Annotated in this window: 21 protein-coding genes; 16 read left to right on the forward strand and 5 right to left on the reverse strand. The window is 67.1% G+C overall.

The genetic code is table 11. From position 1 onward, the window contains the following. Positions 1-24 precede the first annotated feature (24 nt). Positions 25-489, forward strand: coding sequence for a DUF2214 family protein (locus DCN14_RS20220; RefSeq protein ID WP_096507496.1), 465 nt, complete (start codon positions 25-27; stop codon positions 487-489). Positions 490-639: 150 nt separating this feature from the next. On the opposite strand, the gene gudD is transcribed toward DCN14_RS20220, so the two are convergent. Further along, a complete protein-coding gene (gudD, locus tag DCN14_RS20225) occupies positions 640-1992 on the reverse strand; it encodes a glucarate dehydratase (protein WP_096507585.1) in 1353 nt (450 codons plus the stop codon). Positions 1993-2414: 422 nt separating this feature from the next. On the opposite strand from gudD, the gene DCN14_RS20235 reads away from it, so the two are divergent. Continuing rightward, positions 2415-3176 (forward strand): FadR/GntR family transcriptional regulator, encoded by a 762-nt coding sequence (locus DCN14_RS20235; protein ID WP_096507495.1) that lies wholly within the window; start codon positions 2415-2417, stop codon positions 3174-3176. A 226-nt stretch (positions 3177-3402) separates the two neighbouring features. On the opposite strand, the gene DCN14_RS20240 is transcribed toward DCN14_RS20235, so the two are convergent. From DCN14_RS20240 to pdxY, 3 genes are all read right to left on the reverse strand, one after another. Continuing rightward, positions 3403-4551 (reverse strand): branched-chain amino acid ABC transporter substrate-binding protein, encoded by a 1149-nt coding sequence (locus DCN14_RS20240; protein ID WP_096507494.1) that lies wholly within the window; start codon positions 4549-4551, stop codon positions 3403-3405. Between the two features lie 350 nt (positions 4552-4901). Then, entirely contained in the window at positions 4902-7046 is a 2145-nt protein-coding gene (locus DCN14_RS20250; protein ID WP_096507493.1) for a phospholipase C, phosphocholine-specific, read from the reverse strand. A 272-nt stretch (positions 7047-7318) separates the two neighbouring features. Next, entirely contained in the window at positions 7319-8179 is an 861-nt protein-coding gene (gene pdxY, locus DCN14_RS20255) for a pyridoxal kinase PdxY (RefSeq protein WP_096507492.1), read from the reverse strand. A gap of 175 nt (positions 8180-8354) precedes the next feature. Here pdxY and DCN14_RS20260 point away from each other — a divergent pair, with 175 nt between their 5' ends. Next, positions 8355-9416 (forward strand): alpha/beta hydrolase, encoded by a 1062-nt coding sequence (locus DCN14_RS20260; protein WP_096507584.1) that lies wholly within the window; start codon positions 8355-8357, stop codon positions 9414-9416. Positions 9417-9440: 24 nt separating this feature from the next. Here the strand turns inward: DCN14_RS20260 and DCN14_RS20265 are convergent, their stop codons facing one another. Next, positions 9441-10439, reverse strand: a complete 999-nt coding sequence (locus DCN14_RS20265; protein WP_096507491.1) for an LLM class flavin-dependent oxidoreductase — start codon at positions 10437-10439, stop codon at positions 9441-9443. A gap of 639 nt (positions 10440-11078) precedes the next feature. Between DCN14_RS20265 and hpnI the strand changes: the two genes are divergently transcribed. The 13 genes from hpnI to astD all read left to right on the forward strand — a co-directional run bounded on the left by hpnI (position 11079) and on the right by astD (position 25752). Further along, positions 11079-12254, forward strand: a complete 1176-nt coding sequence (gene hpnI, locus DCN14_RS20270) for a bacteriohopanetetrol glucosamine biosynthesis glycosyltransferase HpnI (protein WP_096507490.1) — start codon at positions 11079-11081, stop codon at positions 12252-12254. A gap of 176 nt (positions 12255-12430) precedes the next feature. Continuing rightward, a complete protein-coding gene (gene hpnJ / locus DCN14_RS20275; RefSeq protein WP_341772061.1) occupies positions 12431-13873 on the forward strand; it encodes a hopanoid biosynthesis associated radical SAM protein HpnJ in 1443 nt (480 codons plus the stop codon). Positions 13874-13876: 3 nt separating this feature from the next. Then, positions 13877-14761 (forward strand): hopanoid biosynthesis-associated protein HpnK, encoded by an 885-nt coding sequence (hpnK, locus tag DCN14_RS20280; RefSeq protein WP_096507488.1) that lies wholly within the window; start codon positions 13877-13879, stop codon positions 14759-14761. Next, on the forward strand, positions 14758-15801 hold the full coding sequence (locus DCN14_RS20285) for a lysylphosphatidylglycerol synthase domain-containing protein (RefSeq protein WP_096507487.1): 1044 nt from the start codon (positions 14758-14760) through the stop codon (positions 15799-15801). Before hpnK ends, DCN14_RS20285 begins: the two co-directional genes overlap by 4 nt. A gap of 88 nt (positions 15802-15889) precedes the next feature. After that, entirely contained in the window at positions 15890-16447 is a 558-nt protein-coding gene (locus DCN14_RS20290; protein ID WP_096507486.1) for a hypothetical protein, read from the forward strand. A 266-nt stretch (positions 16448-16713) separates the two neighbouring features. Further along, positions 16714-17403: a histidine ABC transporter permease HisQ gene (hisQ, locus tag DCN14_RS20295; protein ID WP_057927803.1), complete on the forward strand. Its 690-nt coding sequence runs from the start codon at positions 16714-16716 to the stop codon at positions 17401-17403. Further along, on the forward strand, positions 17400-18113 hold the full coding sequence (locus tag DCN14_RS20300; RefSeq protein ID WP_014897604.1) for an ABC transporter permease: 714 nt from the start codon (positions 17400-17402) through the stop codon (positions 18111-18113). Before hisQ ends, DCN14_RS20300 begins: the two co-directional genes overlap by 4 nt. A gap of 21 nt (positions 18114-18134) precedes the next feature. After that, complete coding sequence (locus DCN14_RS20305; protein ID WP_096507485.1) at positions 18135-18935, forward strand: ATP-binding cassette domain-containing protein; 801 nt, start codon at positions 18135-18137, stop codon at positions 18933-18935. Positions 18936-18956: 21 nt separating this feature from the next. Then, entirely contained in the window at positions 18957-20000 is a 1044-nt protein-coding gene (locus DCN14_RS20310; protein WP_096507583.1) for a GlxA family transcriptional regulator, read from the forward strand. A 907-nt stretch (positions 20001-20907) separates the two neighbouring features. Further along, a complete protein-coding gene (locus DCN14_RS20330) occupies positions 20908-22140 on the forward strand; it encodes an aspartate aminotransferase family protein (RefSeq protein ID WP_096507484.1) in 1233 nt (410 codons plus the stop codon). Positions 22141-22170: 30 nt separating this feature from the next. After that, a complete protein-coding gene (aruF, locus tag DCN14_RS20335; RefSeq protein ID WP_096507483.1) occupies positions 22171-23238 on the forward strand; it encodes an arginine/ornithine succinyltransferase subunit alpha in 1068 nt (355 codons plus the stop codon). Continuing rightward, entirely contained in the window at positions 23235-24281 is a 1047-nt protein-coding gene (gene astA / locus DCN14_RS20340) for an arginine N-succinyltransferase (protein WP_096507482.1), read from the forward strand. Before aruF ends, astA begins: the two co-directional genes overlap by 4 nt. 7 nt (positions 24282-24288) lie before the next feature. Then, positions 24289-25752, forward strand: coding sequence for a succinylglutamate-semialdehyde dehydrogenase (astD, locus tag DCN14_RS20345; RefSeq protein ID WP_096507481.1), 1464 nt, complete (start codon positions 24289-24291; stop codon positions 25750-25752). Positions 25753-25766: the final 14 nt, after the last annotated feature.

Raw genomic sequence — 25766 nt, forward strand, 5'->3', positions numbered from 1 at the left:
GCGCGCAGGCGACAAGGAGGCGCAATGATCGTCCGTTGGTTGCTGGCAGCCGTTCATCTGATGGCGTTCGGCGTCGCGTTCGCCGCGATCGCAGCGCGCAACCGTGCGCTGCGCCGGGTCATCGCGTCGGTGCAGGCGGCCGACCTGCCGGGCGTATTCAAGGCCGATGCCGTGTGGGGATTGTCCGCGCTGGTGTTGATCGCGACGGGGCTCGCGCGCGCGTTCGGCGGCTTCGAGAAAGGCGCCGCGTACTATCTTCACGAGCCGCTTTTCCATATCAAGATGACCGCGCTCGTGCTGATCCTGCTGCTCGAGATCGTGCCGATGCTCGGGCTGATCCGTTGGCGCGTCGCCGCGCGGCGACAGCAGATGCCCGATCTCGGCCGTGCGCCGACCTATGTGCGCATCGGCCATTGGCAGGCCGTGCTGATCATGGTCATCGTGTTCGCCGCATCGGGAATGGCGCGGGGGATCGGAGCAGGCGGGTAGGACCGAGCGGATAGACGTTGCCGGCCGGATCCGAAGCCGGCCGGCCCCCGGTTTTTCTCCGGGCATTTCCACCCGATGCCCGTCGACATGCGCGGGCATCCGCGCATAGCTGCGTGGCCGGGCGGATCCGCCGCCCGGCTCGTCCGGCGCTCAGCGTACGAGGCAGGGGCGCTTGTTGTTGAACGTCCACCCCGGAATCAGATACTGCATCGCCGCCGCGTCGTCGCGGGCGCCGAGCCCGTGCTGCTTGTACAGTTCGTGCGCGCGCGCGACCGCCTCCATGTCGAGGTCGACGCCGAGGCCCGGCCGCTTCGGCACTTCCACCAGCCCGTTCTCGATCTTCAGCGGCTCGCGCGTGAGCCCTTCGCCGTCCTGCCAGATCCAGTGCGTATCGATCGCGGTGACCTGACCGGGCGCCGCGGCGGCGACGTGCGTGAACATCGCGAGCGACACGTCGAAGTGATTGTTCGAGTGCGAGCCCCACGTGAGACCCCAGTCGCGGCACATCTGCGCGACGCGCACCGAGCCCTGCATCGTCCAGAAGTGCGGATCGGCGAGCGGGATGTCGACGGCCTGCAGCTGCACGGCGTGGCCCATCTGCCGCCAGTCGGTCGCGATCATGTTGGTGGCCGTCGGCAGCCCGGTCGCACGGCGGAATTCGGCCATCACTTCGCGGCCGGAGTAGCCGTTTTCCGCGCCGCATGGATCTTCCGCGTACGCGAGCACGTGGTGCAGGTCGCGGCACAGCCGAACGGCTTCGTCGAGCGACCATGCGCCGTTCGGATCGAGCGTCACGCGGGCTTCCGGGAAGCGCTCCGCCAGTGCCGTCACGGCCTCGACCTCGCGAGCGCCCTCGAACACGCCGCCCTTCAGCTTGAAGTCGTTGAACCCGTAGCGCGCATGCGCGGCTTCGGCGAGACGCACGACTTCCTCGGGCGTGAGCGCGGCTTCGTCGCGCACGCGCGTCCAGTCGTCGGTCGCACCGCGGCCGTCGCGATAGGGCAGCGCAGTCTTGGTGCGATCGCCGACGTAGAACAGGTAGCCGAGCATTTCGACGTGCTCGCGCTGCTGCCCCTCGCCGAGCAGCGCGGCGACGGGCACGCCGAGGTGCTGGCCGAGCAGGTCGAGCAGCGCGGCCTCGAGCGCGGTGACCGCGTGGATCGTGGTGCGCAGGTCGAAGGTCTGCAGGCCGCGGCCGCTCGCGTCGCGGTCGGCAAAGGTGCGCCGTACCTCGTTGAGCACCGCATGGTAGTTGCCGACCGGCTGGCCGACCACGAGCGCGCGCGCATCGTCGAGCGTGCGGCGGATGCTTTCGCCGCCCGGCACCTCGCCGACGCCGGTCCGGCCCGCACTGTCCGTCAGGATCACGAGGTTGCGGGTGAAGAACGGGCCGTGCGCGCCGCTCAGGTTGAGCAGCATGCTGTCGTGACCGGCGACGGGGATGGCTTGCAGGTCGACGATGCGCGGCGTGTCGTGGGAAGTCGAGGCGTTGACGGCGTTCATGGCGGCGATGGCGAAAGAGTGGGCGATGCCGTGCGGCAAAATCTTTGCCGCGCGCGGCGGGAGGTGCGATCATTCGACAACCGACATGCGCGGCGCGCAAGCCCCGCATGTCGACGGCAACCCGAAAGGGGGAGGGCGACCCGCTCGATGCCGGCGGCGCGGCCGATCGGAGCCAGGCGCGAATGCGCGCTTCGATCGACCGCGATACCGGGAGCCGGCAGACGCGCACGGGCGCGAATGCTGGCCGATCGTGAACACGGGATCCGGCTGGCGCTTGCGCCGGCCTGGGTCACAGGAGATCCGTGTCGCGATCATCAGTCGTCGGATGACTTGTGACGCAGTATAATGAATCATCGGCGTTCGCTCAAACCCCGCGTAAACCCTCGGCTCACATTACTACGATATTCAAAGGAACCGGCCTCATGTCCGTGCCCACGCTTCCCGCAGCGCCGCGCCGTCGCGCACGCAGCCTCGCACAAGATGTCGTCGATGCGCTGACCGCGCAGATCGAAAACGGCACGCTGCGCCCCGGCGACAAGCTGCCGACCGAGACCGAAGTCATGGCCGCGCAGGGCGTCAGCCGCACGGTCGTGCGCGAAGCCATCTCGCGGATGCAGGCGAGCTGCCTCATCGAGACGCGCCACGGCATCGGCAGCTTCGTGCTCGAGCCGTCGCGCCGCCAGACGCTCGGCATCGATCCCGCGACCATCACGACGTTGCGCGACGTGCTCGCGGTGCTGGAGCTGCGCATCAGCCTCGAAAGCGAATGCGCGAGCCTCGCCGCGCAGCGCGCGAACGACACCGACCTCGCCGCATTGCGGCGCGCGCTCGACGCGATCGCGTCGGGGGCGGGCGGCGGCCGCGACACGGCTCAGCTCGACTTCCAGTTCCATCTGCAGATCGCGCAGTCCACCGGCAACCGCTATTTCGTCGACATCATGACGCAGCTCGGCGCGTCGATCATTCCGCGCACGCGCGTGAATTCGGCGCGCTTCGCCGGCGACGATCTCGAGCGTTATGTCGGCCGGCTCAATCACGAGCACGAGGACATCTACGAGGCGATCGCGCGTCACGACCCGGAAGCCGCGCGTGCCGCGATGCGCACGCACCTGACCAACAGCCGCGAGCGGCTGCGCCGCGCGCATGAAGCGGCCGAGGTGGAGCGCGACACGCAGGCCGGCTGACCCGCGGCCGGCAATGGCGACACGGCCTGCGGCGACGCTCGTGCGGCCGCGGCCGGCCGGCTGCGGCTGAGCATCTTCAACATCAGTTGTCATACAAGGTCGGTGCCACGTGCGCCGATCTTTCCGCATGCGTGTCGTGTCGCGCGTTCACGGCCCGCGTGCGCAGAGGGCCGGACGGCGTTCGCCGCCGCCGGCCCCGGTCGCCCGGCGCGCCGGGTAGGCCCGATCAGCCCCCCTTCGTCACGATGGTCTTCCACGCACCGTTCTTCACCTGATACAGCGTCGACATCCCGCTCTTCAGCGAGCCGTCGTTCGCGAACGAGATGCGGCCGGTGATGCCCTCGAAGTCGATCTTCTTCAGCGCCGGGCGGTAGACCTTCGGATCGGTCGAGTTGGCGGCCTGCATCGCCTTGATCGCGGCCCAGGTCGCGTCATAGCCGAACTGCGCGTACGACAGCACGTCGACGCCGAAGCGCTTCTTGAAACGCTGCTCGAAATCCTTGCCCTGCGGCAGTTCGTCGAGCGGACGCCCGTATTCCCACGCCATCGCGCCTTCGGCCGCCGGTCCGGCGATCTTGATGAACTCGTTGTCCTTCACGCCGCCGCCGCCGACGAATTGCGCGTTCAGCCCGAGCTGGCGCATCTGCTTGATGAAGTTCGCGGCGAGCGAATCGAGGCCGCCGAAGAAGATCAGGTCCGGACTCTTCCCCTTCAGGTTCGTGATCTGCGCGCGGAAGTCCACCGCCTGGTTGCTGGTGAACTCGCGGTCGATGATGTTGCCGCCCGCCGCCTTCACGGCCTTCTCGAACTCGTCGGCCTCGCCCTGGCCGAACGCGGTGCGGTCGTCGATGATCGCGATGCGTTTCGCCTTCGTCACGTCGACCGCGTATTTGCCCGCGTTGCCCGCGTTCTGCCCGTCGGTCGCGATCACCATGAACATGTTCGCGAGCCCGCGCGACGTGAGCGTCGGGTTGGTCGCGGCCGGGTCGATCACGGGGACGCCGGCCTTGTCGTAGACCACCGACGCCGGAATCGTCGTGCCTGAATTGAAGTGGCCGATCACCACCGACACGTTCTGGTCGACGAGCGCCTGCGCGGCCTGCACGCCGATGCGCGGATCGGCCTGGTCGTCCTGCACGACGAGGTTGAATTTCGCGGGCTTGCCGGCGATCGCCACCTTCTGCGCGACGGCGTCGTCGAGCGCGAGCTGCACGCCGTTCTGGAGATCCTTGCCGTAGCCGGCGTTCACGCCGGTGAGCGGCGCGGCGAAACCGACCTTCACGTCGGTCGTGTCGGCGGCCTGGGCGACTTGCTGCGAGAGGAGGGTAAGCGCGGATACGACCGACACCGACAGCAGGGAATGACGGAATTTCATGTTCTTTCCTATTGTTCGACACCAGCGGGTGGGTACCGCACACATCCGGCAGGCCGGGCGCGTGCGACGGGCGGGCGGTTCGACCGCTTCTCTGAATCGGGCGGGGAGGTCGGCATGATGGATTCCCGGAAGAATCTCCCGTCAGGCTCCGTGAGGAACCCCGATCGCCTCGATATATAGGTCGCCGATATGCACGGGTCTTGGCAATTTACCGCGCATTCGCTGCGGATTTGCGCATAGCTTCCGCGCGTGCGCGGGCGGCCGGTATCGGGAGTTTCCCGTCACGAACGGACGGGAGGGGGCGTGCGGGCGGCGCGGCCACCCGGGGCCGCGCCGCATCCGCGCCGTCGTCAGTCGGACAGGGCGTCCGACGCTGCTTCGATGTCGTCGTGCGACGCGTTCGTGCGGATCAGCGGGTCGCTCGTGCTCGGGCGGCCGGTCTCGACGTGGCCCGCGAAGCGGCGCACGAAGCCGAGCAGCCGGCCGTCGCTGACCGTCAGGTCGTACCAGCCGTGGCTGCCGCGCAGATCCCAGTAGTCGTCGATCTGTGCGCCCGGCGCGAGGTTGAAGGTGCGCGCGCCGCCGTGACCGTACGCGTTCGTCACCTTGAGCCGGACGGCCTTGTGGCCGCGATTCATCAGGCGCAGCGTGACGTTGCCGTTCGCGACGTCGTAGCCGTAGATCACCTCCGGGTTCACGTTCGCGCTGCCGACGCCGGTCGCGAACGGGCCGCGGAAATGGCAGTAGAAGCCGTTCGGGCCGTACACGTCGAGGTCATACAGGCCGAGCGACGCCGCGGCGCTCCACGTGTCGTCGATCCGCTTGCCGGCTTCGACCGTGTACGTCCACGGGCCGTCGAGGCGGTTGCGCGACTGCACCTGGAACGACGCGCCCGCGCGGCCCGTGTTCGCGAAGGTCAGCCGGAACTGGCCGTTCGCGGCTTCGACGCGACCGTGCACGAACAGCTCGTACGGCAGCGCGCGCGCCGGCCGCAGCCCGGCCTCCTGTTTCGGCAGCTTCTGCAGCACCGGCGGCACCGGGATGTAGTCGGGGTGGCGTGCGCGGTCGGGCGGCGCGTAGCCGGTCGTGTCGGGCAGCGTCGGCCATGCGGCGTCGGACGTCGCGAAGTCGAATGCGGCCGTCAGGTCGCCGCACACCGCGCGGCGCCACGGCGACACGTTCGCGGCCGTGACCGGATACTGCGCGCCGAACCGTGCCTCGATGAATTGCAGCAGCGACGTGTGATCGAACGTCTGCGAGCAGACCCAGCCGCCCTTGGTCCACGGCGACACGACGAGCATCGGTACGCGCGGCCCGAGCCCGTACGGGCCGGCCATGTGCGTTGCGTCGCCGGCGAACACCTCGTTGGTGGTCGCGACCGTCGACAGCCCGTTGTCGCGCGATTGCGGCGCGAACGGCGGCGGCACGTGGTCGAAGAAACCGTCGTTCTCGTCGTAGGTGATGAAGAGCGCGGTCTTGCTCCACACGTCCGGGTTCGACACGAGCACCTGCAGCACCTGCTCGATGTACCACGCGCCGTAGTTCGCCGGCCAGTTCGGGTGCTCCGAGTACGCTTCCGGCGCGCAGATCCACGATACCTGCGGCAGCGTGCCGTTCTTCACGTCCTGCTGCAGCACGTCGAACAGCGTGCCGCCGGCGCTGATGTTGGTGCCGGTGCGCGCCTTGTCGTACAGCGGTGTGCCGGGCAGCGCATTGCGGTACTGGTTGAAGTACAGCAGCGAGTTGTCGCCGTAGTTGCCGATGTACGGATTCTGCGTCCAGCCCCACGAGCCGTTCGCGTCGAGCCCGGTGCCGACGTCCTGGTAGATCTTCCACGACACGCCGGCCTGTTCGAGCACTTCCGGATAGGTCGTCCAGCCATAGCCCTTTTCCTCGTTGCCGAGCACCGGGCCGCCGCCCGTGCCGTCGTTGCCGACGTAGCCGGTCCACATGTAGTAGCGGTTCGGGTCGGTCGAGCTCGGGATCGCGCAGTGGTACGCGTCGCAGATCGTGAACGCGTCGGCGAGCTGGTAGTGGAACGGGATGTCGTCGCGCTTCAGGTACGCCATCGTCGTGGTGCCCTTGTTCGGCACCCACTGGTCGTAGCGGCCCTTGTTCCAGGCGGCGTGCATGTCCTGCCAGCCGTGCGGCAGATCCTGCAGGAACTGCAGCCCGAGCTTGTCCGCGCCCGGATGGAACGGCAGGAGTTCGGCCGGGCCGACCGGCTGATGGAACACCGGCTTGCCGGTCGCGAGACGCAGCGGGCGCGGGTCGCCGAAGCCGCGGACACCGCGCATCGTGCCGAAGTAATGGTCGAACGAGCGATTCTCCTGCATCAGGATCACGATGTGTTCGATGTCGCGGATCGTGCCGGTACGGCGGTTCGCGGGAATGGCGAGCGCATCGCGGATCACGGGCGGGAACAGGTTCAGCGCGGCAGCGCCGGCAGTGCCGGCGGCGACGCGCAGGAAGTCACGACGGTTCGATCGGGTCATGGTCGTTATCGTGCGGTAAAGGAGGGAGCCGATTGGCGGAACATGCGAAGAATGTGAGCGCGTCCGGGGCGCAGGATGCGGCTGCGCTGGTCGTGCCGCCGCGAGCATAGCGAGGATTCGGTGTCATTCATGTGAAGTCCGGAAACGTTTGCATGCGCGGTCCGGGCGAGCCTCGGCCGGCGTTGCGCCGACGAGCGTGCGTGAGAAGGGGCGGTGGTGGAGCGGCGGGGCGGCGCGCATCGCACGCCGGTGAAACGAGTGAAACGGACGCGTCAGGCGTCGGTCACCCACGCGCCGAACCATTCGCTCGGGCGCGCGATTTCATCCTGCGCGGCGACGAGTTCGAGCTCGTAGCGGCGCGCGTCGTAGGTCGCCTTCACGACCGCATGCACGGCTGCCAGCGTGTGCTCGAATGCGGCGCGCACCGAGTCGCCGCGCAGCCGGCGCGCGACGAAGATCGCACTGGTGAGGTCGCCGACGCCGACCGGATGCCGCGGAAACGCATACAGCGGACGCTGGCCGATCCACGCTTCGGTTTCGGTGACGGCGAGCATGTTGAAGCGGTCGGCCGGGCTGTTGCGGTCGTGCAGGTGCTTGACGAGGATGATCTTCGGGCCGCGGCGGATCAGCGCGCGGCACGCGTCGACGGCTTCCGCGACGGTCTCGATGCGCCGCCCGGCGAGCTTCTGCAGTTCGGTGTGGTTCGGCGACATGCCGTCGGCGAGCGCCGGCATTTCCTGGACGATGAACTCCTCGACGCCGGGCTCGGGCCGGATGCCGCCCGTCTGGCCCATCGCCGGATCGCAGAAGTACCACGCATTCGGGTTCATCGTCTTCACGGTGCGCACGATCTCGACCGTTGCGCGCGCCTGCGCCGGCGAGCCGACGAAGCCGGACAGCACCGCGTCGCAGCGCTTGAGCGCGCCGATCGCGGCGACGCCGTCGACGAGCTGTTCCATCTTCGCGGCGTCGATCGCGCTGCCGGCCCAGTGGCCGTACTGCATGTGGTTCGACAGCTGGACGGTGTTGAGCGGCCAGACGTTGACGCCGAGGCGCTGCATCGGGAACACGGCCGCGCTGTTGCCGGCGTGTCCGTAGATGACGTGCGACTGAATGCTGAGGACGTTTTTCATGGGTATTCGCCTGCACGCGTTTCAGGGGTCACGTCACACGATACCCGAGTTCATCGCGCGCGCGGAAGTCGCGCGGCCATCGAGTGTTGCGCGCCGTCGTCAACCGACCGCGTAGAATCGCGGGGCGGCGGAGCCGTCCGGCTGCCCGCGTGCATTTCCCCTTACCGTGATCGCCATGCTTTCGATTTGCAAGATGTTGTCCCTTGTCCGCGCGGCCGTGCTCGGCGCGGGTGTCGCCGCCGCGTGCGCGCCGGCCTTCGCGGCCACTGTCCCGGCGAGCGCCGGCAACGACGGGCCCGTATACGGCCCGCGCCTGGAAGGCTTCGCGTATCCGGAGCCGGTGCACCGCTACGCGTTCGTGTCGCAGCGCGAAACCCTCGAGATGATGTACATGGACGTGCAGCCGGCCCATCCGAACGGCCGCACCGTCGTGTTGCTGCACGGGAAGAACTTCTGCGCGGGGACCTGGGAAGACACGATCGGCGTGTTGAGCCGCGCCGGCTATCGCGTGGTCGCGCCGGACCAGATCGGCTTCTGCAAGTCGTCGAAGCCCGATCGCTACCAGTACAGCTTCCAGCAGCTCGCGCACAACACGCATGCGCTGCTCGAGTCGATCGGCGTGAAATCGGCGACGATCGTCGGCCATTCGACGGGCGGGATGCTCGCGATGCGCTATGCGCTGATGTATCCGAAGGCGACCGACCAGCTCGTGCTGGTGAACCCGATCGGCCTGGAGGACTGGAAGGCGCTCGGCGTGCCGCCGTTGTCGGTCGACTACTGGTATGCGCGCGAACTGAAGACGACGGCGGACGGCATCCGCCGCTACGAGCAGTCGACCTATTACGCGGGCAAGTGGTCGCCGTCGTACGAGCGCTGGGTGCAGATGCTCGCCGGCATGTATCGCGGCCCGGGCCGCGACGCGGTCGCGTGGAATTCCGCGCTGATCTACGACATGATCCTCACGCAGCCGGTGGTCTACGAACTCGGCGCGATTCGCGTGCCGACACTGCTGCTGATCGGCGACAAGGACACGACCGCGATCGGCAAGGACGTCGCGCCGCCCGACGTGCACGCGAAGCTCGGCCATTACCCGGAACTCGCGAAGCGCACGCAGGCGGCGATCCCCGGCGCGCAGCTCGTCGAATTCCCGGCGCTCGGGCACGCGCCGCAGATCCAGGATCCGGACGCGTTCCACAAGGCGCTGCTCGACGGGCTGGAGGCGGTGCGCCCGCAGTGACGCGACGGCGCGCGCGCCGGCCGGTCAGCGGGCTTCGCTCGCGAGTTCGTCGCGGATCTGCGCGGCCAGCTCGAACGAGCGCACGCGCGCCGCGTGATCGAAGATCTGCGCGGTGATGATCAACTCGTCCGCGCCCGTCTGCGCGATCCGGTCGCGCAGCTTGTCGCGCACCGTGTCGCGCGAGCCGACGGCCGCGAACGACAGCGCATGCGCGACGTTCGCGAGTTCGAACTCGCTCGCCTCGAGCACGTCGACGGGCGGCGGCAGCTTGCCGGGCGTGCCGCGGCGCAGGTTGATGAACTGCTGCTGCAGCGACGTGAACAGGCGCCGCGCCTCGTCGTCGGTGTCGGCCGCGAACACGTTGACCCCGACCATCGCATGCGGCTTCGGCCACGCGGCCGACGGCCGGTATTGCGCGCGATAGAGTTCGAGCGCGCGCATCAGGTAGTCGGGCGCGAAGTGCGACGCGAACGCGAACGGCAGCCCCAGCATCGCGGCAAGCTGCGCGCTGAAGAGGCTCGAGCCCAGCAGCCACACGGGCACCTCGAGCCCCGCGCCGGGCACCGCGCGCACGCGCTGGCCGGACACCGGCTCGGCAAAGTAGCGCTGCAGCTCGGTGACGTCGTCCGGAAACGAGTCGGCGCTGCCGATCAGGTCGCGGCGCAGCGCGCGCGACGTCGTCTGGTCGGTGCCGGGCGCGCGGCCGAGGCCGAGGTCGATGCGTCCCGGATACAGCGACGCGAGCGTCCCGAACTGCTCGGCGATCACGAGCGGCGCGTGGTTCGGCAGCATGATCCCGCCCGAGCCGACACGGATCGTCTTCGTGGCGCCGGCGACGTGGCCGATCACGACCGCGGTCGCCGCGCTGGCGATGCCGGGCATGTTGTGATGCTCGGCCAGCCAGTAGCGCTGATAGCCGAGGCGCTCCGCGTGCTGCGCGAGATCGACGGTGTTGCGGAAAGCCTGTGCGGCATCGGCGCCGTCGGGAATGGGGGCAAGATCGAGTACGGAAAACGGAGTCATCGGGTGGCCTTCGAAAGGGAGGGGCGCAGTGATGCGCGTGCGCAACAGATGTCGACGATTTTGCCAAAGGGTTCCGGAACGCGCTGGCGCCGCGCGGATACCCATGCGCCTTTCAGGGGCGCAAGGCGGATTGATATGATCGTTGCAAAAATCGACCTAATCTCCAAATAATTACCAATCTTTACGGCGATTGGACATGTCTTCGCATCGACGTACAAATTTGCACGAATCGTTTGATTTCAAAGGCTGCAATACGCCTGCAAAGCGCTTACGCTAATGTGAGTGTGGCGGTGCCGAAGGGTTCGATCGGCAGCGCAGCTTTGCGGGAATCGCACCAGTCCGTTTCGCGCGGTGCCCAAGCGCGGGGGGGCGCGGGCTGCTAAAATCCGCCGCCTGTCCATGTTGTGCCGACGCTGCCATTCGAGTCTTCCCGTATCCCGTCCGCGCTTGGCGCGTCGATGCGCCACGTGAAACCGGGCATGGCCGCGTTCGGGGAATGGGTGTGCCACCCCAATACATTGACGCTGCCGGAACAAGGAGTCGGGTCGTGCCCGCGTTCGTTGCTGTCGGAATACACAATCACGTTCAATCAGGTTCGATCGACTGCCATGGCGCCCGGGTCGGCGGGAGGCGTCGCGCATGACGCCGACCGTCACACTGCTCGACTGGCTCCTCGTCGTGTCTGTGCTGGCCGCGGCCGGCTACGCGCTCCTCGCGGCGTTCGCGCCGGGGCCGCGCACGCCGCGCACCGCCGCGCGCGACGGTTTCGAGCCCGTCAGCGTGCTCAAGCCGCTGTGCGGCGCGGAGCCGCACCTGTACGAGAACCTCGCGACGTTCTGCGAACAGCGCCATCCGCGTCATGAAGTGCTGTTCGGCGTCGCGTCGGCAGCCGATCCGGCCATCGCGGTCGTCGAGCGGCTGCGGGCGGACTATCCGGAATGCGACATCACGCTCGTGATCGACGCGCGCGTGCACGGCAAGAACCTGAAGGTCAGCAACCTGATCAATCTCGCCGAGCGCGCGAAGTACGACCGCATCGTGATCGCGGACAGCGACATCGCGGTGAAGCCGGACTACCTCGAACGCGTGACGGCGCCGCTCGCCGATGCGTCCGTCGGCGTCGTCACGTGCCTGTATCATGCGCGCAGCGTCGGCGGGTTCTGGACGCGCATCGGCGCGCAGTTCGTCGACGCGTGGTTCGCGCCGTCGGTGCGGATTACGTACCTCGGCCGCTCCAGCCGCTTCGGTTTCGGCGCGACGCTCGCGCTCACGCGCGACACGCTCGAGCGGATCGGCGGTTTTCTCGCGCTGAAGGACGAGCTGGCCGACGATTTCTGGCTCGCCGAGCTGCCGCGCCGCCTCGGGCGGCGCACCGTGCTGTCGGAGGTCGATGTCGCGACCGACGTGATCGAGCCGTCGTTCGGGCCGCTCTGGCACCGCGAGACGCGCTGGCTGCGCACGATCCGTTCGCTGAACCCGGGCGGCTTCGCGTTCCTGTTCATCACGTTTACCGCGCCGTGGCTCGCGATCGGCGCGGCGCTCGCGCTGCGGCTCGACGGCACCTTCGCCGGCACGCTGGCCGGCGGGGCGGCTGTCGTGGGCGCGTTCGGGCGGCTCGTGCTGCACGCGCGCGGCGAGGATGGCTGGCGCGCGTTCTGGCGCGACCTGCCGCTCGTTGCGGTGCGCGACACGCTGCTCGCGCTCGAATGGCTCGCGGCCGTGTTCGGCACGCACGTCGTGTGGCGCGGCGCGAGGATGACGGTCGTCGGCGGCGAGCGCGCGACGGCAGCGGTGGAAGGCGGCGACGGCCGCTGACGCATGTCGGCGGCGCAAGACATCCGGGAGCAGCGGCGAACCCGCTGCCGACCGAATCCGGCCCGAGGGCCGAGACGCGCCGCGCGGCCACGCCGCGCGACGCGACATGACAGGGCAGCGGGCGCCGGCAGGGCGGCCCGCGGGTGATTGACTGAATCGTTGAAACGAATCGAACTATGCAGGCTACCGGAGCATTCATGAAAACGCTGTTCTTGCAGGCCCCTTCTTATGATGGCTTTGACGGCGGAGCCGGTTCGCGCTACCAGGCGAAGCGCGAAATCCGTTCCTTCTGGTATCCGACGTGGCTTGCGCAGCCGGCCGCGCTCGTGCCGGGCAGCCGCGTCGTCGACGCGCCGGCCGACGGCCTGTCGGTCGAAGAGACGCTGAAGATCGCGAACGACTACGACCTCGTGATCATCCACACGAGCACGCCGTCGTTTCCGACCGATGCGATGTTCGCGCAGGATCTCAAGAAGATGAAGCCGTCGCTGCTGGTCGGCATGGTGGGCGCGAAGGTGATGGTCGATCCGCACAATTCGCTCACGGCGAGCGAGGCAATCGACTTCGTGTGCCGCGAGGAATTCGACTTCACGTGCAAGGAAATCGCCGAAGGCATGCCGTTCCCGCAGATCAAGGGCTTGAGCTGGCGCGCGAAGGACGGCTCGATCGAGCACAACGAAGCGCGGCCGATCCTCGAGAACATGGACGAACTGCCGTTCGTCGCGCCCGTCTACAAGCGCGACCTGAAGATCGACAACTACTTCATCGGCTACCTGAACTATCCGTACGTATCGATCTACACGGGCCGCGGCTGCAAGTCGCGCTGCACCTTCTGCCTGTGGCCGCAGACGGTCAGCGGCCATCGCTACCGCACGCGCTCGGTCGAGAACGTGCTCGCGGAAGCGAAGTGGATCCGCGACAACATGCCGGAAGTGAAGGAACTGATGTTCGACGACGACACCTTCACCGACGACCTGCCGCGCGCCGAAGCCATCGCCGTCGGCCTGGGCAAGCTCGGCATGACGTGGTCGTGCAACGCGAAGGCGAACGTGCCGTACAAGACGCTGAAGGTCATGAAGGAAAACGGCCTGCGCCTGCTGCTGGTCGGCTTCGAATCCGGCGACGACCAGATCCTCGTGAACATCAAGAAGGGCGTGCGCACCGATTTCGCGCGCCGCTTCAGCGCGGACTGCAAGAAGCTCGGCATCAAGATCCACGGCACCTTCATCCTCGGCCTGCCGGGCGAGACGCAGGAAACCATCAAGAAGACGATCGAGTACGCGAAGGAAATCAATCCGCACACGATCCAGGTGTCGCTCGCCGCGCCGTATCCGGGCACGACGCTGTACAAGCAGGCCGTCGAGAACGGCTGGATGGAAGAGAACAAGACCATCAACCTGGTGAGCAAGGAAGGCGTGCAGCTCGCGGCGATCGGCTATGCGCACCTGTCGCGCGACGAGATTTATCACCACCTCGAGCAGTTCTATCGCCAGTTCTACTTCCGTCCGTCGAAGATCTGGGAAATCGTTCGCGAGATGCTGACGAGCTGGGACATGATGAAGCGCCGTCTGCGCGAAGGTGTCGAGTTCTTCCGCTTCCTGCGCGCGCACGAGGCCTGATTCGTGACGACGCAGCGGGCAGCGCGGGCGCTGATCTTCACCGCGGACGATTTCGGGCTGCACCCGCGCGTGAACGCGGCGGTCGAGCGCGCGCATCGCGACGGCGTGCTGAACGCCGCGAGCCTGATGGTCGGCGCGCCGGCCGCGCAGGATGCGATCGACCGCGCGCGGCGGCTGCCGTCGCTCGCGGTCGGCCTGCATCTGGTGCTCGCGGACGGCCCGGCCACGCTGCCCGCGCATGAAATACCCGCGCTCGTCGGCCCCGACGGGCGGTTCGGCGATGCGATGGCGAAGGACGGCTGTCGCTTCTTCTTCCTGCCGCACGTGCGTGCGCAGCTGCGCCGCGAAATCCGCGCGCAGTTCGACGCGTTCGCGGCGAGCGGCCTGCCGCTCGACCACGTGAACGCGCACAAGCATTTCCACCTGCATCCGACCGTGCTGTCGATGATCATCGAGATCGGCCGCGACTACGGGCTGCGCGCGGTGCGCTTGCCGTACGAAACGAGCGCGCCCGCGCTGCTCAAGCCGTGGATCGCGCTCGTGCGCGCGCGGCTCGAGCGCGCCGGGCTCGCGCACAACGACTACGTGGTCGGGATCGAACATACGGGCGCGATGGACGAAGCCGTGCTGCTCGACGCGCTCGCATCGCTGCCGCCGGGTGTCGGCGAGATCTACTGCCATCCGGCCGAGGCCGGCGATGGCCCGATCACGCCGACGATGGCCGCTTACCGTCCGCTCGACGAGCTGGACGCTCTGCTGTCGCCGCGCGTCGCGGCCGCGCTGAAGGCGGCCGGCGTCGCGACCGGCGGGTTTGCGGACGTGTTCGGCCAGGCAGCCGCGCACCGCGGCGCGCGGACGTCGCGCGAACCGGGGGCACAGCCGTCATGACCAAGTGGATCAAATGGCTCGGCTGGCCGATCGGCGTCGGGATCCTGCTCGCGCTGGGGCTGCACGAGGGCATCGGCGACGTGTCGCGGATGCTCGGGCACGCGGGTTACGCGCTGCTGTGGCTCGTGCCGTTTCACGCGCTGCCGCTGCTGCTCGACGCGTACGCGTGGCATCAGCTGCTCGATCGTCGCGCGTCGCTGTCGTTCCTGTGGTGGATCGCGACCGTGCGCGAGGCCGTGAACCGGCTGCTGCCCGTGGTCGGGATCGGCGGCGAGCTGGTCGGGATCCGGATGGCGCGCTGGCAGGTGCCCGACGCGAGCCGCGTGACCGCGTCGGTGATCGTCGAGGTGCTGGTGACGATCGTCGTCCAGTATGCGTTCGCCGCGCTCGGCCTCGTGCTGCTGCTGGCGACCACGCACGACATGGGCGGCGGCACGATCGGCCTCGCGCTGCTGCTCACGTTGCCGCTGCCGGTGCTCGGCGTCGTGCTGATGCGTCGCGGCGGCGTGTTCCATGCGATCGAGCGGTTCGCGGGGCGTCTGCTCGGCGATTCGCACCGGTTGCTGCAGGGCGTCGACGGCCGGCGGCTCGATGGCGACATCGACGCGCTGATGTCGCGCACGGGCCTGCTGTTCAGCGCATTCTTCTGGCAGCTGGCCGGCTACGTGCTCGGCTCGCTCGAAATCTACTGGGCGCTCGCGCTGCTCGGTCATCCGGTGTCGATCGGCGGCGCCATCGCGATCGAGGCGATGACGCAGGCCGTGCGGCATGCGGCGTTCATGGTGCCGGGCGGCCTCGGCGTGCAGGAGGCGACCGTCGTGCTGCTCGCGCAGATGTTCGGCGTCGACCGCGAAGCGGCGCTGTCGCTCGCGCTGGTCAAGCGCGGCCGCGAGGTGCTGTTCGGCTGCCTCGCGCTCGGTTCGTGGCAGCTTGCCGAACTCGTGCGTACGCGCCGCAGCATCGGGGCGCTGGCGGCGTCGCCGCGCACCCCGCCGCCGGCGTCCCGCGAGGCCGAGGTCCGGACCGAAACGACGCATTGAACGCGAGACGAGCCGCGCGGTCCGTCTCGCACTTTTGGCGTGGCGCGGGTATCCTTGCCGCGTGTTTTCTCGACGCGCATTTCTTCCGATGATTTTCCGTTTCCGGCTGCTTCCCGTGACGATGCTGGCCGCCGCGCTGGCGCTGACCGGTTGCGACGACAAGCAAGGCAATCTCGACGTGCAACGCATCAGGGATTTTTTCAACGCGATCAAGCCGGCGCCGCTGCTGCTGAAGGGGCTGAAGGCCGGCGTATCGACCGAAGAGGACGTGCGCGGCACGATGGGCAAGCCCGAGACCGAGCGTGTATTCACGGACGGCTCGAAGCGCCTCGAATATCCGCGCGGCCCGATGGGCAACCAGACCTGGTTCGTCGACCTCGACGCGAGCGGGCACTACTTGGGCGCGACGCAGGTGCTGACCGCCGAGAACTTCGCGAAGGTGCGCCCCGGGATGAACGAGGACGAGGTGCGGCGCCTGCTCGGCAAGCCGGGCGACATCGCGCAGTATCCGCTGAAGCCCGAGACGGTGTGGAGCTGGCGCTGGCTCGAGGACGGCGTCAACACCGATGCATTCTTCAACGTCCATTTCGGCCCGGACGGACTTGTCTATACGACTTCGCGCTCCGACATCCTGAAGGGGCGGTGAGCCCGCCTGCGGCGCTATATCGAAAAAGCGACCGGAAAATTGCAAAAAACCCGCTTCCCTGCGTGTCATCCGACTGTCAGGAAGCGGGTTTTTTCCTTTTGAAACAGCGGCATAGCCCGCGCTTGCAAATGACGGGATGAATTGCTGCGACGCAGCAATCGCGCGTACGGTGATTTGAGGCAATCAATTTCGCTTGCGACTATCCGCGTCAGCCCGGCGCAGGAGAGGTATGCGTGCCGGTGTCCATATCAACACTGGAGACGCGCGTGTTCCTTTACGGCTTTGGTCCCGTCCTATGGGCCGGCACCGTGCAGACCATCGAGCTGTCGGTGCTGTCGCTCGCCGCTGCGGTGGCGCTGGGGCTGATCGGCGCGGTGGCGAAGCTGTCGCATAACCGGGTGGTGCGAGCGATCGCGACCGGTTATACGACGCTGATCCGCTCGGTACCCGACCTCGTCCTGATGCTGCTGTTGTTCTACAGCATTCAGATCTGGCTGAACCAGTTCACCGACCTCGTCGGCTGGGACCAGATCGACATCGATCCGTTCGTCGCCGGCGTGCTGACGCTTGGCTTCATCTACGGCGCGTACTTCACCGAGACGTTCCGCGGTGCGTTTCTGTCCGTGCCGCGCGGCCAGCTCGAGGCGGGCGCGGCTTACGGGATGAGCGGGATGCGCGTGTTCGTGCGGATCATGTTTCCGCAGATGATGCGCTTCGCGCTGCCGGGCATCGGCAACAACTGGCAGGTGCTCGTGAAGGCGACCGCGCTGGTGTCGATCATCGGCCTCGCGGACGTCGTGAAGGCTGCGCAGGACGCCGGCAAGAGCACGTTCAACATGTTCTTCTTCATCCTCATCGCGGCGCTGATCTACCTCGCGATCACCACCGTTTCCAACCTCGTGCTGATCCAGCTCGAGAAGCGTTACTCCATGGGCGTGCGGCACGCAGAACTATGATCGAGATCCTCCAGGAATTCGGCCAGGCGTTCCTTTACTGGGACGGTCAGCGCCTCTCCGGCCTTGCGGTGACGCTGTGGCTGCTCGTCGCGTCGATTTCGCTCGGCTTCGTGTGTGCGGTGCCGCTCGCGGTCGCGCGCGTCTCGAAGAAGAAGTGGGTGTCGATGCCGGTGCGCTTCTACACGTACGTGTTCCGCGGCACGCCGCTCTACGTGCAGCTGCTGCTGATGTACACCGGCATGTACAGCCTCGAGTTCGTGCGCTCGCACTCGCTGCTCGACGCGTTCTTCCGCAGCGGTTTCAACTGCGCGATTCTCGCGTTCGCGCTGAACACCTGTGCGTACACGACCGAGATCTTCGCCGGCGCGATTCGTGCGATTCCGCACGGAGAGGTCGAGGCGGCGCGTGCCTACGGGATGTCGCCGTTCACGATGTATCGCCGCGTGATCCTGCCGTCGGCGCTGCGCCGTGCGCTGCCGCTGTACAGCAACGAGGTGATCCTGATGCTGCACGCGACCACCGTCGCGTTCACGGCGACCGTGCCCGACATTCTGAAGGTCGCGCGCGACGCCAATTCCGCGACCTATATGGCGTTCCAGTCGTTCGGGATCGCCGCGCTGATCTATCTTGCGGTATCGTTCGCACTCGTCGCGGCATTTCGCCGGGCGGAGCGCCACTGGCTCGCGTATCTCGCGGCCGGCCGTCATTGATTTCACTTCGAGGAGAGCCAGTTGGCCGAGATCACTCAAACGAGCGCGTCCGCTTCCACCAAGCTTGCCGCGGTCGACATCCACAAGCGCTATGGCGATAACGAAGTGCTCAAGGGCGTGTCGCTGAATGCGAAGGCCGGCGACGTCATCAGCATCATCGGCGCGAGCGGGTCGGGCAAGAGCACGTTCCTGCGCTGCATCAATTTTCTCGAACGGCCGAATGCGGGGCAGATCGTCGTGGACGGCGAGACCGTGCGCACGAAAGCCGACCGTGCCGGTGCGCTGGAGGTTGCCGATCACAAGCAGTTGCAGCGCATCCGCACGAAGCTTGCGATGGTGTTCCAGCACTTCAACTTGTGGGCGCACATGAACGTGCTCGAGAACGTGATGGAAGCGCCGGTGCACGTGCTTGGCATTGCGAAGAAGGAAGCCGAGGAGCGTGCGCGCGAGTACCTGGAGAAGGTCGGTTTGCCGCCGCGCGTCGAGAAGCAGTATCCGTCGCATCTGTCGGGCGGTCAGCAGCAGCGTGTCGCGATTGCGCGTGCGCTGGCGATGCATCCCGACGTGATGCTGTTCGACGAGCCGACGTCGGCGCTCGATCCCGAACTGGTCGGCGAAGTGCTGAAGGTGATGCAGAAGCTCGCCGAGGAAGGCCGCACGATGATCGTCGTCACGCACGAGATGGGCTTCGCGCGCAACGTGTCGAACCACGTGATGTTCCTGCATCAGGGGCGGACCGAGGAAGAGGGCGATCCGAAGGAGGTGCTGGTGCGTCCGCAGAGCGAGCGTCTGAAGCAGTTCCTGTCGGGTAGTCTCAAGTAACGCGAAGGGCGGGTGTCATACGTGGTACCGGTGTCTCGTCCCGCAGGCGCCACCCGCACGACGCAGGTGGCGATCGTTGCATTGCCGCCCGTGTCGATGTCGGGTGTGGGTCCGATCGTCGATGCGTTGAATCTCGCGAACGAGATCGACGGGCGCTTGCTGTATCGCTGGCAGGTGTGTTCGTGGGACGGGCGGCCGGTGCCGCTCGCCGGCGGTGCGCAGTGGCATGCCGATGCGGCGTTCAACGATGCGATCGCGTGCGACTGGCTGATCGTCGTGTCGGAGCGGTTTCAGCAGTTTGCCGATTACCGGTTGTTTCTCGCGAGTCTCGCGCGGGTCGGGCAGCGCACGCCCGTCGTGACCGGGATTCACCACGGCGTGTGGTGGCTCGCGATGGCCGGGCAGCTTTCCGGGTATCGCGTGAGCGTGAACTGGGAGACGTATCAGCAGTTCGCCGAGCAGTTCGAACGCTCGATCGTCACGCAGCAGATCTTCGAGATCGATCGCGATCGGGCGACCTGTGCCGGTGGGCAAGCCACCGTGGACTTCATGCTGGCCATGATCGGCCGGGAACATGGCGTTGATCTCGCGGAGCGGATTGCCGATGCGCTTGGCGCCGGCACGCTGCGCAGTGGCGAGGAGCGGCAGCGGATTCCTTTTGTCACCGCGCCCGGTGAGCGGCATCCTCGCTTGAATGACGCTTTGCTTTTGATGGAAGCCAATATCGAGGATCCCTTGACGACCGATGAGATCGCCGGGCTCGTTGGCGTTTCACGCCGGCAACTGGAGCGGCTCTTTCGGCAGTATCTCGGGGCGATGCCCTCCAAGTATTACCTCAATCTCCGATTGCTCAAGGCGCGGACTCAACTGCAGCGAACCAGCAAGTCAGTGGTTCAGGTGAGTCTTGCTTGCGGGTTTTCTTCTGCTGCGCATTTTTCTAATGCTTACCGCGAGCGGTTTGGCGTCACGCCTCGGGAGGATCGGCGAGCGTGGCTCGAGAAGCAGACGGGCGGCGGGGGGGAGCCTCGGGGTGGGGCGCTCGTCGAGCGCGGTGCGAAGGATTGATTTTTTGGCGGTGCGCTTGGGTTTTTCGTGAAGCACCTGTGATGGTGTCGGTCTATTAGCGTCGCCCCTGCGCGGGGCGGCGGTTACTTTTCTTTGTCTTGCCAAAGAAAAGTAACCAAAAGAAAGGCGCTGTGAGAACGCATGACTTCCCGGTGCCGTAGCCACCGGAGTGGCCCTCGCCTAAGTGTCCGCGCCAGTCAGGAACCCGGAGTGGTTCGAACAATGGTTCTGACACCTCTCACCACCCCACGGAGCGGTATACCGCCCGCCAGCTCCGTCCTCGCTTCGCTCGGCCGACAGGTTCACCCGTCCGCGCCCCTCTTGACGCGATCGCTATCGGTCGATTGTTTTACGCAATCGTAATTGACCACGCATGCATCCAATAAATGGATCGGTATCCTCTGCGATCATGGGCATAGGGCAATGGTGCGTGGGCGCATGAATTGCGACGGAAGTACCTTGCGGCCGAGCGTAGCGAGGACGGAGCTGGCGGGCGGTATACCGCTCCGTTGGGTAGGGGAAGGTGTCAGAACTATTGCTCGAACCACTCCGGGTTCCTGACTGGCGCGGACACTTAGGCGAGGGCCACTCCGGTGGCTATGGCACCGGGAAGTCTTGTGTTATCCGAGCGCCTTTCTTTTGGTTACTTTTCTTTGGCAAGACAAAGAAAAGTAACCGCCGCCCCGCGCAGGGGCGACGCTAATAGACCGACACGATCACAGGTGCTTCACGAAAAACCCAAGCGCACCACCAAACCAACCGCACCGCAAAAAACCCGCCTGGAAGGCAAAATAAAAGCGCACTATCCGCTTCCGATAGAACCCGTCGCAATTCCGCAAGACGCTTGCGTCACCCTTACCTAAACTTGATCCTGTTGAACCCTCTTACGAAACCGAAAGGAACGACCATGACGACCTCGACCGTGACCCGCCAGACATTCGACGAAGTGATGGTGCCGGTATTCTCACCCGCGCCGTTCGTGCCGGACCGTGCAGAGGGCTCCCGCGTGTGGGACACCGCCGGCCGCGAATACGTGGATTTCGCCTGCGGTATCGCAGTGACGTCGCTGGGCCACGGCCACCCGGAACTGCTGAAGGTCCTGGACGAACAAGGCCGCAAGCTCTGGCACATCGGCAACGGCTACACGAACGAGCCGGTGCTGCGCCTCGCCAAGCGCCTCGAATCGCTGACCTTCGCCGACCGCGCATTCTTCGCGAACTCGGGCGCGGAAGCGAACGAAGCCGCGCTGAAGCTGGCCCGCCGTGTCGCATTCGATCGCCACGGCGCCGACAAGGTCGAAATCGTGTCGTTCGTGCAGTCGTTCCACGGCCGCACGTTCTTCACGGTCAGCGTCGGCGGCCAGCCGAAGTACTCGGAAGGCTTCGGTCCGGTGCCGGCCGGCATCAAGCACCTGCCGTTCAACGACATCGAAGCCGCGAAGGCCGCAATCGGCCCGCAAACCTGCGCGGTGATCGTCGAGCCGGTGCAGGGCGAAGGCGGCGTGATCCCGGCCGATCCGGCGTTCCTGAAGGCGCTGCGCGAAGCATGCGACGCCAACGGCGCACTGCTGATTTTCGACGAAGTGCAAACGGGCGTCGGCCGCACGGGCCAGTTCTACGCATACATGGACACGGGCGTCACGCCGGACATCCTGACGACCGCGAAGGCACTCGGCAACGGCTTCCCGATCGGCGCGATGCTGACGACGAACGAACTGGCCGCCCACTTCAAGGTCGGCGTGCACGGCACGACGTACGGCGGCAACCCGCTCGCATCGGCCATCGCCGACAAGGTCGTCGAACTGATCGGCGACCCGGTACTGCTCGAAGGCGTGCGCGAACGCAGCGTGCGGCTGAAAGGCGCGCTCGAACGCATCAACGCACGCTTCGGCATCTTCAAGGACATCCGCGGCAAGGGCCTGCTGGTCGGCGCGGAACTCACCGCCGCCTTCGACGGCCGCGCGAAGGACTTCGTCACCGCAGCGGCAGAGAATGGCCTGATCATGCTGATCGCCGGCCCGAACGTGCTGCGCTTCGTCCCGTCGCTCGTGATTCCGCTCGACCTGCTCGACGAAGGCATGAAGCGCTTCGAGAAGGCGGTCGAACAGGTGCTCGCAGCCCAGGAAGCCACCGCGCGCTGATCGCGCACCCACCGCAGAACAGGAACGACGATGCTATTTGTTCGCCCCGGCAAACTCACGGATCTCGATGCGCTCGCGCACATGGCGCGCACCGCGCAGCCGGTCCTGCACTCGCTGCCGCACGACCGCGCGGCGCTCGAAGCGCGTGTGGCGCTCTCCGAGGATTCGTTTCGCGCGGACGTCGACTTCGCCGGCGAAGAGTTCTATCTCTTCGTGCTCGAGGATTCGTCGACGGGCAAGCTGCTCGGCACGGCGAGCATCGTGGCCGCGGCCGGCTACTCGGAACCGTTCTACGCGTTCCGCAACGACGCACTGATCCACGCGTCGCGCGAGCTGCACGTGAACCGCAAGATCCACGCGCTCACGATGTCGCACGAGCTGACCGGCAAGAGCCGGCTGGCGGGCTTCTACGTCGATCCGTCGCTGCGCGGCGACGCGGCCGCGCACCTGATCTCGCGTGCGCGGATGATGTATATCGCCGCGAACCGCCGCCGCTTCACGCCGGAAGTGTTCACGCTGCTGCTCGGCGTGAGCGACAACACGGGCGCATCGCCGTTCTGGGAAGCGGTGGGCCGCAAGTTCTTCGGCCGCGACTTCACCGATGTCGACATCGCATCGGGCGGCCGCAGCCGCACGTTCATCGCGGAAGTGATGCCCGCGTATCCGCTCTACGTGCCGCTGTTGCCGGAAGCCGCGCAGCGCGTGCTCGGCGAGCCGAACGAAACGGCGCTGCTCGCGTACGACATCCACCTCGAGGAAGGCTTCGAGCCGGACCGCTTCGTCGACATCTTCGACGCGGGCCCGGTGCTGACCGCACAGGTCGACCGCACGTCGTGCGTGAAGCACGGCGCGGAGCGCACGGTGCGCGAAGCCGCGCATCAGCAGGGCGACGTGGCGTACCTGGTGTCGACCGGCAGCGGCGAATCGTTCCGCTGCGTGCTGGCCGACCTGCCGGGCGACACGGCTGACGCGCGGGGCGCCCATGCGCCGCTGGCCGGCGACGTGCGCGCGGCACTCGATGTCAAGGATGGCGATGTCGTGCGCTGCGTGCCGCTGCACCGCCGCGACGATGAAGATTTGAAGGGAGACGCAGCATGATCGTCGTTCGGGTCGTACAAACGGGCGACGTCGACGCGCTCGTGTCGCTCGCGAAGGAAACCGGGCCGGGCCTGACCACGTTCAAGCCCGACCGCGACGCGCTCGCCGCGCGCATCGAACGCTCGCGGCGCACGCTCGACGGCAAGGCCGCGCCGGGCGAAGCCGGCTACTTCTTCGTGATGGAAGAGTCGACGACGGGCGACATCGCGGGCGTGTGCGGGATCGAGACGCAGGTCGGCCTCGAACAGCCGTTCTACAACTATCGCGTGAGCACGGTCGTGCACGCGAGCCAGGAGCTCGGCGTGTGGACGCGGATGTCCGCGCTGAACATCTCGCACGACCTGACGGGCTACGCGGAAGTGTGCTCGCTGTTCCTGAGCCCGCGCTATCGCACGGGCGGCGTCGGCGGCCTGCTGTCGCGCTCGCGCTTCATGTTCATCGCGCAGTTCCGCGACCGCTTCCCGGAACGCATCTGCGCGGAACTGCGCGGCCACTTCGACGAAGACGGCACGTCGCCGTTCTGGCGCGCGGTCGGTTCGCACTTCTACCAGATCGATTTCAATGCAGCGGACTACCTGAGCTCGCACGGCCGCAAGTCGTTCCTCGCGGAACTGATGCCGCGCTATCCGGTGTACGTGGACCTGCTGCCGCGGGACGCGCAGGACGCGGTCGGCCTCACGCACCGCGACACGCTGCCGGCACGCAAGATGCTCGAAGCGGAAGGGCTGCGCTACCAGAACCACGTCGACATCTTCGACGCGGGCCCGGTGCTCGAATGCCACGTCAACGACCTGCGCACGGTGCGCGAGAGCGTCGTCGTGCCGGTCGCGATCGGCGTGCCGGACGCAGGCGAGGGCACACAGGGCGGCCATCCGCCGAAGTCGCTCGTGTCGAACACGTCGCTGGACGATTTCCGCGTCGGCGTCGCGCCGGGCGTGGTCGCGAACGGTTCGTTCGTGCTGTCGGCCGACGATGCCGTCGCGCTCGACGTGAAGGCCGGCGATCCGGTCCGCGTGCTGCCGCTCAAAGTCAAACAGGGATAAACGAATCATGACGGAACTCTTCATCGACGGCGCCTGGGTCGCAGGCTCGGGCCCCGCGTTCGCTTCGCGCAACCCCGGCACTGACGACATCGCGTGGCAGGGCGGCAGCGCATCGGCTGCCGACGTCGACCGCGCGGTCGCGAGCGCGCGCCGCGCCTTCGCCGGCTGGTCGGCACTCGACTTCGAAGCCCGCTGCGAGATCGTCAAGCGCTTCGCGGCGTTGCTCACGGAGCGCAAGGAAGCGATCGCCGCCGCGATCGGCCGCGAGACGGGCAAGCCGCTGTGGGAAGCGCGCACCGAAGTCGCCGCGATGGCCGCGAAGGTCGGCATCTCGATCCAGGCCTATCGGGAACGCACCGGCGAGAAGCGCCAGGACATGGCCGACGGCGTCGCGGTGCTGCGCCATCGCCCGCACGGCGTCGTGGCGGTGTTCGGTCCGTACAACTTCCCCGGCCACTTGCCGAACGGCCATATCGTGCCGGCGCTGATCGCGGGCAACACGGTCGTGTTCAAGCCGTCGGAACTCGCACCGGGCGTCGCGCGCGCGACGGTCGAGGTGTGGCACGAAGCCGGGCTGCCGGCCGGCGTGCTGAACCTCGTGCAGGGCGAGAAGGACACGGGCATCGCGCTCGCAAACCATCGGCAGATCGACGGGCTGTTCTTCACGGGCAGCTCGGACACCGGCACGCTGCTGCACAAGCAGTTCGGCGGCCGTCCGGAGATCGTGCTCGCACTCGAGATGGGCGGCAACAACCCGCTCGTGATCGGCGAAGTCGAGGACATCGACGCGGCCGTGCATCACACGATCCAGTCGGCCTTCCTGTCGGCCGGCCAGCGCTGCACGTGCGCACGCCGCATCTTCGTGCCGCAGGGCGCGTTCGGCGACCGCTTCCTCGCACGCTTCGCCGACGTCACGTCGAAGATCACCGCCGACGTGTTCGATGCCGATCCGCAGCCGTTCATGGGCGCGGTGATCTCGGCACGCGCGGCCGCGAAGCTCGTCGACGCGCAGTCGCGCCTGATCGAGCAGGGCGCGAAGCCGATCATCGCGATGACGCAGCGCGACCCGCGCCTCGGTTTCGTGAACGCATCGATCGTCGACGTGACCGGCGTGGCGAACCTGCCCGACGAAGAGCACTTCGGCCCGCTCGCGCAGATCGTCCGCTACGCGACGTTCGACGAAGCGATCGAGCGCGCGAACGACACGGCGTTCGGCCTGTCCGCCGGTCTGCTCGCCGACGACGAGCACGCGTGGACACACTTCCGCCGCACGATCCGCGCGGGGATCGTCAACTGGAACCGTCCGACCAACGGCGCATCGTCCGCCGCGCCGTTCGGCGGTTCGGGCCGCTCGGGCAACCATCGGCCGAGCGCGTACTACGCGGCCGACTATTGCGCGTATCCGATGGCGTCGGTGGAAAGCACCCAACTGACCTTGCCCGCGAGCCTGTCGCCGGGCCTGCATTTCTGATCGAGGGAACGACG

This window comes from Burkholderia sp. IDO3, from assembly GCF_003366075.1.
GTDB lineage: Bacteria > Pseudomonadota > Gammaproteobacteria > Burkholderiales > Burkholderiaceae > Burkholderia > Burkholderia anthina.

Coding starts and splice junctions, on each gene's coding strand:
- DCN14_RS20220 (WP_096507496.1), top strand. CDS start 25: ATGATCGTCCGTTGGTTGCTGGCAGCCGTTCATCTGATGGCGTTCGGC.
- gudD (WP_096507585.1), bottom strand. CDS start 1,992: ATGAACGCCGTCAACGCCTCGACTTCCCACGACACGCCGCGCATCGTC.
- DCN14_RS20235 (WP_096507495.1), top strand. CDS start 2,415: ATGTCCGTGCCCACGCTTCCCGCAGCGCCGCGCCGTCGCGCACGCAGC.
- DCN14_RS20240 (WP_096507494.1), bottom strand. CDS start 4,551: ATGAAATTCCGTCATTCCCTGCTGTCGGTGTCGGTCGTATCCGCGCTT.
- DCN14_RS20250 (WP_096507493.1), bottom strand. CDS start 7,046: ATGACCCGATCGAACCGTCGTGACTTCCTGCGCGTCGCCGCCGGCACT.
- pdxY (WP_096507492.1), bottom strand. CDS start 8,179: ATGAAAAACGTCCTCAGCATTCAGTCGCACGTCATCTACGGACACGCC.
- DCN14_RS20260 (WP_096507584.1), top strand. CDS start 8,355: ATGCTTTCGATTTGCAAGATGTTGTCCCTTGTCCGCGCGGCCGTGCTC.
- DCN14_RS20265 (WP_096507491.1), bottom strand. CDS start 10,439: ATGACTCCGTTTTCCGTACTCGATCTTGCCCCCATTCCCGACGGCGCC.
- hpnI (WP_096507490.1), top strand. CDS start 11,079: ATGACGCCGACCGTCACACTGCTCGACTGGCTCCTCGTCGTGTCTGTG.
- hpnJ (WP_341772061.1), top strand. CDS start 12,431: ATGCAGGCTACCGGAGCATTCATGAAAACGCTGTTCTTGCAGGCCCCT.
- DCN14_RS20285 (WP_096507487.1), top strand. CDS start 14,758: ATGACCAAGTGGATCAAATGGCTCGGCTGGCCGATCGGCGTCGGGATC.
- DCN14_RS20290 (WP_096507486.1), top strand. CDS start 15,890: ATGATTTTCCGTTTCCGGCTGCTTCCCGTGACGATGCTGGCCGCCGCG.
- DCN14_RS20300 (WP_014897604.1), top strand. CDS start 17,400: ATGATCGAGATCCTCCAGGAATTCGGCCAGGCGTTCCTTTACTGGGAC.
- DCN14_RS20330 (WP_096507484.1), top strand. CDS start 20,908: ATGACGACCTCGACCGTGACCCGCCAGACATTCGACGAAGTGATGGTG.
- aruF (WP_096507483.1), top strand. CDS start 22,171: ATGCTATTTGTTCGCCCCGGCAAACTCACGGATCTCGATGCGCTCGCG.
- astA (WP_096507482.1), top strand. CDS start 23,235: ATGATCGTCGTTCGGGTCGTACAAACGGGCGACGTCGACGCGCTCGTG.
- astD (WP_096507481.1), top strand. CDS start 24,289: ATGACGGAACTCTTCATCGACGGCGCCTGGGTCGCAGGCTCGGGCCCC.